This window comes from Klebsiella sp. JN_Kp122, from assembly GCF_040062085.1.
GTDB lineage: Bacteria > Pseudomonadota > Gammaproteobacteria > Enterobacterales > Enterobacteriaceae > Klebsiella > Klebsiella aerogenes.
Genome location: NZ_JBEAHW010000040.1, coordinates 31,749 through 45,080, shown reverse-complemented (window position 1 = coordinate 45,080; position 13,332 = coordinate 31,749). Strand labels below are relative to the sequence as shown.

Below are 13,332 nucleotides of genomic sequence, written 5' to 3'. Positions count from 1 at the left end.
CGCGAGAGTTAACGGTAAAAAAAAGGGCAGCGCCTGTCGGCCCTGCCCTCTGCATTATCAGGCCTCTGGTTCCTGATCCGGTACCGGTGGTACCACCTCGCCCTCGTGAGGCGCATCGGCCTGCGGCGAAGGAAGGTTCATCAGTTTCGCCAGGATGCTGGCTAATTTCAGACGCATTTCAGGACGACGGATAATCATGTCGATCGCCCCTTTTTCAATCAGGAACTCACTGCGCTGGAATCCCGGCGGCAGCTTCTCACGCACGGTCTGCTCGATAACGCGAGGACCGGCGAAGCCGATCAGCGCTTTTGGCTCGGCGATATTCAGATCGCCCAGCATTGCGAAGCTCGCGGAGACGCCGCCCATAGTCGGGTCGGTCAGCACGGAGATGTACGGTAAACCGCGCTCCTGCATTTTCGCCAGCGCCGCGGAGGTCTTCGCCATCTGCATCAGCGACATTAGCGCTTCCTGCATACGGGCGCCGCCGGAGGCGGAGAAGCAGATCAGCGGGCAGTTGTCTTCCAGCGCCTGCTCAACCGCACGGACGAAACGCGCGCCAACAACGGAACCCATCGAACCGCCCATAAAGGCGAATTCAAATGCCGCCGCCACGACAGGCATGCCGTGCAGGGTGCCTTTCATCACCACCAGCGCGTCTTTCTCGCCGGTCTCTTTCTGTGCAGAGGCCAGACGGTCTTTATACTTTTTCGAATCGCGGAACTTCAGCACATCCTTTGGCTCGAGCTCGCTACCCAGTTCCACGAGAGAACCTTCGTCCAGCAGGCTATGCAGGCGGTTGCGCGCCGACATACGCATGTGGTGATCGCACTTAGGGCAAACCTCCAGGTTGCGCTCCAGCTCTGCGCGGTACAGTACCTGACCGCAGCTGTCGCACTTGGTCCATACACCTTCAGGAATACTTGCCTTACGGGTGGGGGTTATATTGCTTTTAATTCGTTCAATCCAGCTCATTGATAACCTTTCTACCTGAACCTGGTCGATGCCAGTTTTGTCGCAAGGGGCGCATAATGCCACTTTTGCCCCTCACAGACCATGAATGTTGCACATTAAATCATAACATCCCGTAACATGGGATAAAAAAGTGGTCGAACCGCTCACACTTTGCGCGCCGGACGTCATAGCAACGCCCGGCGAGAATGCCGCTAAGGGCTTATTTAGCCTGCTTTGCCGCCGCCCGGCGATGGCGAATCACTTCGATAACGCCAGGCAGTACCGACAGGACGATAATCGCCACGATCAGCAGCTTCAGGTTTTCCTGTACGATCGGTAAATCACCGAACAGGTACCCGGCGTAGGTGAACAGCAGTACCCACAGCAGCGCGCCAACCACGTTGTACGCCGCAAAATGACGATAGGACATGTGACCCATTCCCGCCACAAACGGCGCAAAGGTTCTGACGATCGGCACAAAACGCGCGAGGATGATGGTTTTGCCGCCGTGGCGTTCATAGAAGGTATGGGTTTTGTCGAGATAGCTACGACGGAAAATCTTCGAGTTCGGATTGCTGAACAGCTTTTCGCCGAACAATCTACCGATGGTGTAGTTCAGGGCATCGCCAACAACGGCGGCAATGACCATCAGCGCAACCATCAGGTGTACGTTGAGATCGTTAGTTGGCAGCGCGGAGAGCGCGCCGGCGACGAACAGCAGAGAATCTCCGGGCAGGAACGGCGTCACCACCAGGCCGGTTTCGCAGAACAGAATCAAGAACAGGATGGCGTAAACCCAGACGCCATACTGTGCGACCAGCTCCGCAAGGTGCACATCAATATGCAGGATGAAATCAATCAAAAAATGAATCAGGTCCATATTTGTCTTAGCCTTTAGTGACAACCGCCCCCTGTTACGGGGGCGCTGATATTAGTCCGCCAAAAACAGCGGGCCCATCGGCATCACCGGCAGGTCGAAATGGGCCGGATAATCCACCGACACCAGATACAATCCTTCCGCTTTCGCCGTCGCGGCAGCCAGAGTCCGGTCCTTCGCCGCCAGCAGTTCTGCAATCCAGCTCTCTGGCTGGTTTCCGGCGCCTACTTCCATCAGGCTGCCGACGATATTCCTAACCATATGATGAACAAAAGCGTTCGCTTTGATATCCACCACCACATAAGCCCCGTGACGGGTCACGTTGATATGCATCACGTTGCGCCACGGCGTGCGCGACTGACATTGCACCGCGCGAAACGAGGTGAAGTCATTCTCGCCAATTAAACACTGCGCGGCGCGATGCATCCGCCCGGCATCCAGAGGGTGGTAATAATGCGTCACCCCCTGGCTTAACACCGCCGGACGCAGGCGGTGATTATAGATGACGTAACGGTAACGACGGGCCGTCGCGCTGAAGCGGGCGTGAAAATCGTCCGCAACATGCTTCACCCAACGCACGGCGATGTCACCAGGTAAATTCGCATTTACGCCCAGCGTCCAGGCGGCGTCTTTACGCTGAGCGCGGGTTTCAAAGTGCACCACCTGGCCGGTACCGTGAACGCCGGCGTCGGTACGCCCGGCGCAGAATACGTGTACCGGTTCGGCCGCCACCTGCGACAGCGCCTTTTCCAGCTTTTCCTGCACGCTGCGCACTTCGTTTTGCCGCTGCCAGCCGTAGTATTTGCTGCCGTCGTACTCGATGCCCAGCGCGATTTTATACACCGGCTGCTGCTGTGCTTCAGACATCAGTACAAATACTCCTGAACCAGCTTCTCGGCGATTTTCACCGCCATCAGCGCGCCGCCAAAGCGCACGTTATCGGCCACCGACCAGAACTGAATCTGCTCGGGCATGCCGTAATCGTTATGCACGCAACCGATGGACAGACGCGCGTTACCGGAAGCATCGCCGACCTGCGTCGGGAACTCGCCCTCTTCAGAAAGCTCGATATCCTCGCCACGGGTAAAGGCGTCGCGCGCCTCCTCCGCCGCCAGCGGACGCAGCGCTTCAAAATTCACCATCTGCGCATGACCATAGAAGACCGGCGATTGCACGACGCTTGCGGAAATCATCAGGCCGTCATCCTGCAGAATTTTGCGCGCTTCATCGACGATACGACGTTCTTCGCGCACGCTACCTTCGCGATCCGGGAGAATCGGCAGCATGTTGAAAGCCAGCTGGCGCCCAAAGAAATCGTCTTCATCAATCGGAATACCGTTCAGCAGCTTCGCGCTCTGCCCCGCCAGCGCATCGACCGCTTTTTTCCCCTGCGCCGAGGCAGACAACAGGTTGGTAACGGTAATACGCGACAGGCCGCCATCATCGATCAGCGGCTTCAGCGCCGTCAGCAGCTGGCTGGTCAGGCTGTTTGGTACCGCAATCACGTTACGGTTGCGGTAGTCGCCGAGCACGAACGGGTTGACGTCCGGCACCACCAGCGGCACGTCCGGCTCCAGCGCAAACAGGCCGCTAAGATCGATAACCAGACAACCGGCGTTGGTGGCTTCTTCGACATACGCCGCGCTGGCTTCGACGCCCGCGGCGAAGAAAGCCAACTGGGCCTGGGTCCAGTCAAAGTCGGCGGCGTCCTGCACGATGACCGATTTGCCACCATAACGCAGATGTTCGCCCGCGCTTTCATTGCGCGCCAGCGCATAAATTTCGCCTACCGGAAACTGGCGTTCAGCAAGGGTTTCAAGCAGGGCTTCGCCTACGGCGCCGGTTGCGCCCAGTACGGCAATATTCCAGCCTTCAGACATGGTGGTGTACTCCAGAAAATAGCGACCCTGCCGGATTATCCGACAGGGGCATTAAGAAGATATTAACGAACAGGATGATGTACGGCATTAAAACCGAGCTGACGCAGCAGCGTCGCTGCTTTTTCATCGCTGCACTGTACGTACAGGGAAGACCATTCGCGGCGTTCCTGATAATTTTTGCGCAGCTTGTCGAATTCGCCGGCAATGCCTGCCACTTTACGCAGCGGCGCATCATCGCGGCGCACATCATACACCAAATGGACCAGCCTTTTCAGCGTCGCCTGATCGAGTGGGCCGTGCAGAGTGATGCGGCCAAATTCCGGCGCCGGCAGTAGCGTATCCAGCGCCACCTGCTGCGAATGGCCAATAAACGCGCTATAGGCTTCAAAAACCTGGGTGGTGCCGCGCGCTTTGCCTTCAAGGGTATAACCGGCGATATGCGAGGTACCGATATCGACACGCGCCAGCAACTCGGTATTCAGATCCGGTTCGGGTTCCCAGACGTCGAGCACCACGCTCAGCTGCTGCCCGGCCTGCAAGCGCTTGAGCAGCGCCGCGTTATCCACCACCGGCCCGCGGCAGGCGTTAATCAGGATCGCCCCCGGCTGCAGGCGGCTAATCAGTGCTTCATCGGCCAGATGCAGCGTTTTATACGGCCCGTCTTTAAACAACGGCGTGTGGAAAGTCAGGACATCCGCCTTTTGCACCAGCTCGTCCAGGCTGCGGAAGTCGCCTTCATCGCCACGATCGGCGCGCGGCGGATCGCAGAGTAATGTTTTAATTCCCAGCGCTTCCAGACGTTTTTGCAAACGCCCGCCAACGTTGCCGACGCCGACGATACCGACGGTACGATCAGCCAGCGCGAATCCGTCGCGCTCGGCGAGCATCAGCAGCGCCGAGAAAACATACTCCACCACTGCGATCGCATTACAGCCCGGCGCGGCGGAAAAGCCAATCCCCGCCTGCTGTAACCACGCTTGATCGACATGATCGGTGCCTGCGGTGGCGGTGCCGACAAACTTAATTGCCTTACCGGAGAGCAGCGCTTCATTCACCTTAGTGACGGAACGCACCATCAGCGCGTCGGCGTCGGTTAACGCTTCCTGCGGAATGGGACGACCGGGAACGGCCTGCACGTCTCCCAAACGGCTAAAAAGCTCACGCGCATAGGGCATATTTTCATCAACGAGGATTTTCACGGTTCAGTACCTGTCTGAGAACGAGAGTAAACCGGGGAAGTGTGCCATAATCTGGCCGCCAGGAACATCATCACCCGGCTTAAGTACAGCACTACGGTAAGGATTCATCATGACACCACCCGTTTCAGGTATGTCCGATCGCCCTCCGGGGACTGGCCCATCCGGCGCATCCGCCGTGGGCCCAAACGCGCTCACCATGCAGCAACGCACCGTTCTGGAGCGGCTGATAACGCGTCTGGTGACGCTGACATCGCAGCAAAACGCCGAAGTGTGGGCCTGCGTGAAGCACGATCTGGGTCTGAAAGGCGACACGCCGCTGCTGGCGAGCCATTTCAGCGCGGCTGAGAGCAACCTGAATCAGCGCTTAAGTATCGCTCAGCAAAACCACCACCATCGGCAAATTCTCGCCCAGCTCAGCGAACTGCTGACTCAGGGAAATAACCGTCAGGCGGTGAGCGATTATATCCGCCAGAATTACGGTCAAACCGTGCTGCATGCGCTGACCCAGGCACAGCTGGAGAACGTGCTGCATCTGCTGCAAAACGGCCAGTTGGCGATCCCGCAGCCGCAGCAGCGTACGCCGACGCTGCGCCCTTTGCTGCCGGCGGAACATAACACCCTGAATCAGCTAGTGACCAAACTGGCCGCCGCAACCGGCGAATCGAGCAAGCTTATCTGGCAATCAATGCTTGAGCTGTGCGGCGTGAAATCCGGCGAACTGATCCCCGCCACCCACTTCACCCCGCTCTCGTACTGGCTGCAGGCGCGACAAACGCTGAGCGCGCAAACCGCGCCGACGATGAATTCGCTGCAGGCAGCGCTCAAGCAACCGCTGGAACCGCAGGAGTGGCAGAAAATCGCCGATTTCGCGCAAAGCAGCTGGCAGGTGACGCCCACGACGACCTTAACCAGCCCGCAGGTGCTAACGCTATTAAATAAGGTCTTTGCGCTACGCGTGGCCCGCGCCCAGGCGACAATGGCAATTACTCCGGTCGAGCCGCTGCCCGCCCCCCACCCGGTGTATAGCAAAAAAGCGTGGACGGTGGCGATTGCCCTGCTGGTGGTGATTATTCTGCTGTGGCTTGTGCTGTAAGCTAAAAACAATCATGGCGGCCAGAACGCCGCCATGATGCCATTACTTACGCAGCGTCAGTAAAGTGACACCAATGCCCAATACCGCGCAAATCGCCCCGGCAAGGAACACGGAAGCATAGCCAAGCGAGGTGGCAAGCAGGCCAGCCAGCGGGCCAGTGACGCCGTAAGAGATATCCTGAAACGCGGCATAGCCGCCAAGCGCGGTGCCGCGAACCTGGGCCGGAACCCGTTTGACTACCTCAACGCCCAGCGCCGGGAAGATGAGCGAGCAACCGCAGCCGGTCAAAGCGGCGCCCGCCAGCGCCACCCAGGCGCCCGGCGCTTGCCATAGCAGCGTCAGACCAATCGCTTCAATCAGCAGTGATACCATCGCCACCTTAATGCCGCCAAAGCGATCCGGCATCCAGCCGAACAGAATACGCATCAGGACAAAAGCGCCGCCAAACGCGGTCAACGTGAAGCCGGCCATCGCCCAGCCGTGGCTGGCGAAATAGAGTGAAACAAAGGTACCGATCACCGCAAAGCCGACGCCCTGCAGGCCGAGACCAATTCCCGGCCGCCAGATCATGCCGATGACGCTCCATAGCGAAGGACGCTCGCCGCCGTGGGCGGGAACTTTACGGACCGTGCCGTTAATCGCCCATGCCAGCAGCGGCAGCGCCATCGTGACGCAGGCCAACGCCGCCACGCCGAAGCGGCTGTAAATCAGCAGCCCCAGCGGCGCGCCCACCGCCAGCGCCCCGTACATCGCCATGCCGTTCCACGACATCACTTTACCGGAACGTCGCGGGCCAACCAGCCCTAATCCCCAGCTTAAGTTACCGGTCAGCAGCTGGCTTTCACCAAAGCCGAGAATCAAACGTCCCAGCACCAGCAGGCCAAATTTGGCCATTACCGGCACCGGCAGCAGCGCCGCCGCCAGCCAGGCGCAGCCGGCCAGAGCACAGGCCAACATTCCTTGCAGCACCGAACGTTTCGCGCCGTACTGATCGGCAAGTCTCCCGGCATAGCCGCGGGTTAAGACCGTGGCGAGAAACTGGATGCCGACGGCCACGCCGACGAGTGTGTTGCCAAAGCCGAGATCGTGGTGCACAAATAGCGGGATAACCGGTAGCGGCAACCCCACGGTCATATAGGTCAGAAAAACCGCAAAGGTAATGCGAAATAGCGAGAGATTCTCTGAAGCGTTGTTTATCGTTTTTGTCGCTGCGGACATGCGTTACCCCAGTTTTGCAGAGCAAGGCGAGAAGATGGAATGGGAATGATGGCGAGCAATTTGCCTGCTCTCGCCAGGCGCTGTCAAGACGTCAAAAAAAGGGGAGCCTCGGGCTCCCCTGGTACTGACTCTAACCAATTAGGCGTTGTATTTACGCATAACCAGGGTCGCGTTGGTGCCGCCGAAGCCGAAGCTGTTGGACATCACGGTGGTCAACTGAGCATCGGTCGGTTTGGTGACGATGTTAAGGCCGGCAGCCTGCTCGTCCATCTCTTCGATGTTGATGCTTGGCGCGATAAAACCGTGCTCCAGCATCAGCAGAGAGTAGATGGCTTCCTGTACGCCTGCGGCGCCCAGAGAGTGGCCGGTCATCGCTTTGGTGGCGGAGATAGCCGGGCTGTTGTCACCGAAGACTTCGCGGATAGCGCCCAACTCTTTCACGTCGCCTACCGGAGTAGAAGTGCCGTGGGAGTTCAGGTAGTCGATCGGGGTATCAACGCCGTGCATCGCCATCTGCATGCAGCGCACTGCGCCTTCGCCAGATGGAGCAACCATGTCCGCGCCATCGGAAGTCGCGCCGTAACCGACGATTTCCGCATAGATATGCGCGCCGCGCGCCAGCGCGTGTTCCAGCTCTTCCACCACGACCATGCCGCCGCCGCCCGCGATAACGAAACCGTCGCGGTTCGCATCATAGGTACGGGACGCTTTGTCCGGAGAATCGTTGTATTTAGTGGACAGCGCGCCCATGGCGTCGAATTCACAAGCCATTTCCCAGCACAGCTCTTCGCCGCCGCCGGCAAAGACGATGTCCTGTTTGCCCAGCTGAATCTGTTCTACCGCGTTACCGATGCAGTGTGCGGAAGTGGCGCAAGCGGAGCTGATAGAGTAGTTGACGCCGTGGATTTTAAACGGCGTGGCGAGGCAGGCAGATACGCCGGAAGCCATCGCTTTAGTCACAACGTATGGGCCCACGGCTTTCAGACCACGCGGGCTACGCATGGCATCGGCGCCGAAGACCTGGAATTTCGGGGAGCCGCCGCCGGAACCTGCAATCAGGCCGACACGCGGGTTGTTCTGGTATGCTTCCGGCGCCAGACCGGCGTCGGCTACCGCCTGCTCCATGGACAGATAAGCATAGATGGATGCATCGCTCATAAAGCGAACTACTTTGCGGTCAATGAGGCCCGTGGTATCCAGTTTGACGTTGCCCCATACGTGGCTACGCATTCCTGAATCCTTCAGCTCCTGAGAGAAAGTGATCCCTGAACGTCCTTCACGCAGAGATGCCAGGACTTCCTGCTGGTTATTACCGATGCTGGAAACGATGCCCAAGCCAGTAATCACTGCACGTTTCATTCAATACCTCTGTAAGTCGCACTATTTTAAGTTTCGAGTCGCACAATAGCGTACACTTGTACGCCGAACAAGTCCGATCAGCCATTTTGTGTATAAATTTGCGCCTTCTGGCACACATCGTTAAGATCGCGCTACGCCTTGTGATTCGAGTAACTTACGTGAAACAAAACGCCATACAACCCGCCAACCTGGAATTCAACGCTGAGGGTACACCTGTTTCCCGAGATTTTGACGACGTTTATTTTTCTAATGACAACGGTCTGGAAGAGACGCGCTACGTTTTTCTCAACGGCAACCAGCTTGATAGCCGTTTTCCAACCCACCCGCGCCCGCTGTTTATCGTCGCGGAGAGCGGCTTCGGCACCGGGCTCAATTTCCTGACGCTGTGGCAGGCGTTTGCTGTTTTTCGTCGCGATAATCCGCAGGCTACGCTGCAAAGATTACATTTCATCAGTTTTGAAAAATTTCCCCTGAAGGCCGACGACCTGCGCCTGGCGCACCAGCACTGGCCGGAACTGGCTCCATGGGCTGAACAGCTACAGGCGCAGTGGCCATTGCCAATCGCGGGCTGCCACCGCCTGCTGCTCGACGATGGCCGCGTCACGCTGGATTTATGGTTTGGCGATATCAACACGCTCACCGACCAGCTTGACGATTCACTCAACCGCCAGGTCGACGCCTGGTTCCTCGACGGCTTCGCGCCGGCGAAAAACCCGGATATGTGGACGCCGGGGCTGTTTTCAGCCATGGCGCGTCTGGCCCGCCCCGGCGGCACGCTGGCGACCTTCACCTCCGCTGGCTTCGTTCGCCGCGGGCTGCAGGAGGCCGGCTTTAGCATGCAAAAACGCAAAGGCTTTGGTCGCAAGCGCGAAATGCTAATCGGTGAATTGACCGCCGACGTTCCGACATTCGCGCGGACGCCATGGTTTGCCCGCAGCGGTAGTCAATCGCGCGAAGCGGCGGTGATCGGCGGCGGTATCGCCAGCGCCCTGCTCTCGCTGGCGCTGCTGCGTCGCGGCTGGCAGGTGACGTTGTACTGCGCTGACGATGCGCCCGCCAGCGGCGCATCCGGCAATCGTCAGGGCGCGCTGTATCCGCTATTAAGCCAGCACGACCCTTCGCTGGCGCGCTTTTTCCCGGCGGCGTTTACTTTCGCGCGCCGCCTCTACGACGCCCTGCCAGTGGAATTTGATCATCAATGGTGCGGCGTAACCCAACTCGCCTGGGATGAAAAAAGCACGCAGAAAATCGCCCAAATGCTGGCTTCAGATTTACCGGCGGAGATCGCCTGCGCGGTGACGGCGGAGCAGGTTGCTGAACTGACCGGCGTTGATACCGGCTGCGGCGGTATCACCTATCCGGCCGGCGGCTGGCTGTGCCCGCAGCAGTTGACGGCAGAATTACTGGCGCTGGCGGCGACGCAGGGACTACGCAGCCACTACGGTTATCCCGTCGAAACGCTCAGCACGGATGGCGACGGCTGGTTGCTCAATCAGCAGCATCGTCATCAGGCGGTAGTACTGGCGAACGGACATCGCCTGACTGATTTTGCCCAGACCAGGCAGTTACCGGCTTATCCGGTCGGCGGCCAGGTCAGCCATATACCCACCACACCGGGGCTTTCCGCCCTGCGCCAGGTGTTATGCTATGACGGCTATCTGACGCCGCAAAACCCCGAGAATCAGCAACACTGTATCGGCGCCAGCTATCATCGCGGCAAGACGGATACCGATTTCAGCGCCGAAGATCAGTGGCAAAATCGCCAGCGCCTGATTGATTGTTTCCCGCAGGCGGCATGGGCAAAAGAGGTGGATGTTAGCGGCAACGAAGCCCGCTGCGGCGTACGCTGCGCTACCCGCGATCACCTGCCGATGGTGGGCAACGTTCCGGATTATGAGAAAACGTTGACGCAGTACGCCACGCTTCACCAACAGCAGGAAAATGTCGGCAGCGCGCCGGTCTATCACAATCTGTTTATGCTCGCGGCATTGGGATCTCGTGGGTTGTGCACCGCGCCATTGAGCGCCGAACTGCTGGCCGCGCAGATGAGTGAAGAACCGCTACCGCTGGATAGCGAAACTCTCGCGGCGCTGAATCCGAATCGACTGTGGGTAAGAAAACTGCTGAAGGGAAAAGCGGTAAAATAACGCCGGCTTGCGCCTTATCCCGACCTGGGTGTAGTCGCCCCGGTAGGCGCAGCGCGACCGGGGAGAGTTTCCGGATGTGGGCTAACGCCTCATCCGGATGACACCATTTATCAGGCCTGATTTTTCGCCTGCTGGTACAGGTTATTCCACATCCCTTGCACCAGAATCTGATCCGGCGGCGATAGTTCGCCCGCGCTGATGGCCTTTTCCAGGCTGCTGGCGACTTTATCATTAATCGCCTGCGCCGTATGTTCCCCTTCCCCTTCCAGCTCAGCCACCGCCAGCGTCAGGTGGCCGCGCAGATAACCGCCAGCAAACAGTTCGTCATCACTGGCGTGGTCTACCATATCGTCAATTAACGCCAGAATGCGTGATTCAAACTCCGCGATCATCGTCTTTCCTCTTTCATTTGTAGAACGTGGCTTTAGTGCAGGTCTTCCGGCCACGGAAATTGTTCTGCCGTCAGCGGCGGCGTTTGATAATACTGTTGCAGCGCGCGAATAAAGCGTGCCGGTCGCTCAGGGATCCCTTGCTCCAGATAGGTCATCACCTGGGCATGTACGCGCCGTTGAAAGGCGATGCGGTCAGGCTCAAAGTCGCCTTCGAGGTTGTCACAGCTGACGTTAAACGGAAATCCCGCCGCCGTGCAGAACAACCAGTCAAAAGCCTGTGGCTTGACCTCGACGTCTTCGAACTTGCTTTGCGTCATCGCATCGCGGCCGTCCGGGCAGTACCAGTAACCAAAATCTACCTGCTCGCGCCGCGCCTTGCCGGCGATACACCAGTGGGAAATTTCGTGCAGCGCGCTGGCGTAAAAGCCGTGAGCAAACACGATCCGGTTGTATGGCACTTCGCTATCTGCAGGAAGATAGATCGGTTCGTCGTCGCCTTTAATCAGACGGGTATTAAAATCATCGGCAAAGCAGCCGTCGAAGATCTCGACCAACTGCTGATAATGGTGTTGCTGTTGCATTAGTGAATTCCCAACCACTGCAAAATCTCAGCCCCGTGGCTGTCGTAAAGAAGTTTAGCGCTCATCACCGCGGAGACGATGACGATCATCGGCCGAATCAACGACTGCCCTTTACTCAGCACCAGCCGCGAACCGGCGCGAGCGCCGATAAACTGTCCGGCCATCATCACAAAACCGGTAGCCCAAATCACTTTGCCGCCAATGATAAACAGCAGCAGGCCGCCAATATTGGAGGTAGCGTTTAGCAGTTTGGCGTGAGCGGTGGATTTCGCGAGATTAAACCCGGCGAGCGTCACAAAGGCCAGCGCATAAAAAGAACCGGCGCCGGGGCCAAAAAAACCGTCGTAGAAACCCACGCTGCCGCCAGCGACCAGCGCGAACGGCAAACCATACAGGCGACGCTGACGATCGGATTCGCCAAGCTTAGGCATCAGCAAAAAGTACAGCCCAATGCCGATCACCAGCAGCGGCAGGATTTGCTTCAAAATATCGGACTGCACGTGCTGCACCAGCAGCGCCCCCGCCGTCGAGCCGATAAACGTCATCAGAATATTGAGTTTCTGATCGGCAAGATTTACCACCTTGCGACGGATAAAGTAGAGCGTCGCGGAAATGGAACCGCCGCAGGCCTGTAGCTTATTGGTCGCCAATGCCTGAGCGGGCGGCATACCTGCCGCCATCAACGCCGGGACGGTTAACAACCCGCCGCCGCCAGCTAAGGAATCAATAAATCCGGCCAGAATCGCGACGAAAAAGAGCGCCACCAAAACCATTGGCGACACCATAAACAGTTCGACAAAACTATCCATTAGAGAAGATGCTCATCCAGTAGCGCCTGGCAGGAAGGCGGCAGCGGAGGCGGCGTCTTCTTCACAGGTGGGGTTGACCCAGGTTTAGGCGGTTCAAACCAGCTTTGCAGCTCGGCTCCGCAGCCATCGCCAGCCGGCGGCGGCGCTTGATCTTCGCACTCAAGGCTGCCCGCCGGGCAGCGCAGGCGCACGTGCATGTGGGCGCGATGCTGGAACCACGGGCGAACTTTGCGTAGCCATTGGCGATCGTTACCAGCATCGAGGCACAATTGCTGTTTGATAGCCGGGTTGACGAAAATACGCGTTACATCGTTATCTTCCGCCGCCATTTTAATCAGGTTGCTGATTTGCGGGCTCCACAGTGACGGCACCACCCGCTTGCCATCACGGGCGACTAAATCCAGCGCCTGTGGTTTCAGCAGTTGCGCGGAGGTCCAGCGGGTCTGCGGCAATTGCAGGAAAATATCAACATCCAGACCCGACTGATGGCTAGCGTGGCCGCCATTAAAGCGCCCGCCGGCAGGCATGCCCATATCGCCAATCAGCACCGTCCCCATACCTTTATTGTGCGCCTGCAAACTCAGCCGCTGAATAAACTGCACGAGATCCGGATGGCCGAAGTAGCGACGCTGATCGGTACGCATCACCTGGTAATCAGGGGAGTTCAACGGTAGCGGCTGGGCGCCGACGATGCAGCCATTGGCAAACGCGCCAATAGACTGGGCGCTGCCGCTAATCGGCTGGGATATTTTCTGCCACGGCGTCGCCGCCAGGCTGGCGGTGCTGGCCAAAAGCGCCAGCAGTGCGATAACGGTATTTTTCATCG

At 58.4% G+C, this 13,332-nt stretch carries 13 protein-coding genes; 2 read left to right on the top strand and 11 right to left on the bottom strand.

What is annotated here, in order from left to right:
• Window positions 1-57: 57 nt before the first annotated feature.
• From accD to pdxB, 5 genes are all read right to left on the bottom strand, one after another.
• Window positions 58-972, bottom strand: coding sequence for an acetyl-CoA carboxylase, carboxyltransferase subunit beta (accD, locus tag ABLU78_RS16225; RefSeq protein WP_015365554.1), 915 nt, complete (start codon window positions 970-972; stop codon window positions 58-60).
• A 199-nt stretch (window positions 973-1,171) separates the two neighbouring features.
• Window positions 1,172-1,831, bottom strand: coding sequence for a DedA family protein (locus tag ABLU78_RS16220; protein WP_015365553.1), 660 nt, complete (start codon window positions 1,829-1,831; stop codon window positions 1,172-1,174).
• A 51-nt stretch (window positions 1,832-1,882) separates the two neighbouring features.
• Entirely contained in the window at window positions 1,883-2,695 is an 813-nt protein-coding gene (truA, locus tag ABLU78_RS16215) for a tRNA pseudouridine(38-40) synthase TruA (protein WP_032708800.1), read from the bottom strand.
• Complete coding sequence (locus ABLU78_RS16210) at window positions 2,695-3,708, bottom strand: aspartate-semialdehyde dehydrogenase (protein ID WP_015365551.1); 1,014 nt, start codon at window positions 3,706-3,708, stop codon at window positions 2,695-2,697. Before ABLU78_RS16210 ends, truA begins: the two co-directional genes overlap by 1 nt.
• Window positions 3,709-3,770: 62 nt before the next feature.
• Window positions 3,771-4,907, bottom strand: coding sequence for a 4-phosphoerythronate dehydrogenase PdxB (gene pdxB, locus ABLU78_RS16205; protein ID WP_020078230.1), 1,137 nt, complete (start codon window positions 4,905-4,907; stop codon window positions 3,771-3,773).
• Window positions 4,908-5,016: 109 nt separating this feature from the next.
• Between pdxB and flk the strand changes: the two genes are divergently transcribed.
• Complete coding sequence (flk, locus tag ABLU78_RS16200; RefSeq protein ID WP_063422043.1) at window positions 5,017-6,000, top strand: flagella biosynthesis regulator Flk; 984 nt, start codon at window positions 5,017-5,019, stop codon at window positions 5,998-6,000.
• Between the two features lie 42 nt (window positions 6,001-6,042).
• Here the strand turns inward: flk and ABLU78_RS16195 are convergent, their stop codons facing one another.
• Both ABLU78_RS16195 and fabB read right to left on the bottom strand, forming a co-directional pair.
• Entirely contained in the window at window positions 6,043-7,218 is a 1,176-nt protein-coding gene (locus tag ABLU78_RS16195; RefSeq protein ID WP_015365548.1) for an MFS transporter, read from the bottom strand.
• A gap of 138 nt (window positions 7,219-7,356) precedes the next feature.
• Entirely contained in the window at window positions 7,357-8,577 is a 1,221-nt protein-coding gene (fabB, locus tag ABLU78_RS16190; RefSeq protein ID WP_015706178.1) for a beta-ketoacyl-ACP synthase I, read from the bottom strand.
• Window positions 8,578-8,735: 158 nt separating this feature from the next.
• Here fabB and mnmC point away from each other — a divergent pair, with 158 nt between their 5' ends.
• Window positions 8,736-10,724, top strand: coding sequence for a bifunctional tRNA (5-methylaminomethyl-2-thiouridine)(34)-methyltransferase MnmD/FAD-dependent 5-carboxymethylaminomethyl-2-thiouridine(34) oxidoreductase MnmC (gene mnmC / locus ABLU78_RS16185; protein ID WP_048229329.1), 1,989 nt, complete (start codon window positions 8,736-8,738; stop codon window positions 10,722-10,724).
• A 110-nt stretch (window positions 10,725-10,834) separates the two neighbouring features.
• On the opposite strand, the gene ABLU78_RS16180 is transcribed toward mnmC, so the two are convergent.
• The 4 genes from ABLU78_RS16180 to mepA are packed head-to-tail and all read right to left on the bottom strand — an operon-like array spanning window position 10,835 to window position 13,330.
• Window positions 10,835-11,116: a YfcL family protein gene (locus tag ABLU78_RS16180; protein WP_015365545.1), complete on the bottom strand. Its 282-nt coding sequence runs from the start codon at window positions 11,114-11,116 to the stop codon at window positions 10,835-10,837.
• A 32-nt stretch (window positions 11,117-11,148) separates the two neighbouring features.
• Entirely contained in the window at window positions 11,149-11,697 is a 549-nt protein-coding gene (locus ABLU78_RS16175) for an elongation factor P hydroxylase (protein ID WP_032708825.1), read from the bottom strand.
• Window positions 11,697-12,506 carry a sulfite exporter TauE/SafE family protein gene (locus ABLU78_RS16170; RefSeq protein ID WP_015365543.1) on the bottom strand — a complete coding sequence of 270 codons (810 nt, stop codon included), beginning with the start codon at window positions 12,504-12,506 and terminating at the stop codon, window positions 11,697-11,699. The genes ABLU78_RS16175 and ABLU78_RS16170 overlap by 1 nt, the downstream gene beginning before the upstream one ends.
• Window positions 12,506-13,330: a penicillin-insensitive murein endopeptidase gene (gene mepA, locus ABLU78_RS16165; RefSeq protein ID WP_015706180.1), complete on the bottom strand. Its 825-nt coding sequence runs from the start codon at window positions 13,328-13,330 to the stop codon at window positions 12,506-12,508. The genes ABLU78_RS16170 and mepA overlap by 1 nt, the downstream gene beginning before the upstream one ends.
• Between the last annotated feature and the right edge of the window lie 2 nt (window positions 13,331-13,332).